Annotated in this window: 1 protein-coding gene; it reads right to left on the bottom strand. The window is 68.6% G+C overall.

The features are described from left to right. Window positions 1-153 (bottom strand): enoyl-CoA hydratase-related protein (locus ACLJNW_RS26435; protein ID WP_410961542.1); only part of this gene is annotated, 153 nt, incomplete at its 3' end. Window positions 154-258: the final 105 nt, after the last annotated feature.

Here is a 258-nt window from a genome sequence, read left to right on the forward strand (position 1 = left end):
TCCCGGTATCAGGCCGATGAGTACTTCCGGCTGGCCGAGGAAGCGTTCCACTTGGTCGTCCTCGGCCATCAGGCGCAGGTCGCAGGCCAGCGCCAGCTCGCAGCCGCCACCCAGGGCCAGGCCGTTGATCGCGGCGATGAACACCTTGTCCATGCGGCGCCTGTGCGCGGTGACCTCATGGAACAGGTTCAGGTCGGCGACGCCTGCCAGCAGGGTGCGCCGCAGCAGCTTCCTCGCCCCAGGCCAGTGTCGCAGGAG

The organism is Salmonella sp. SAL4457, assembly GCF_046548235.1.
GTDB lineage: Bacteria > Pseudomonadota > Gammaproteobacteria > Enterobacterales > Enterobacteriaceae > Salmonella > Salmonella enterica.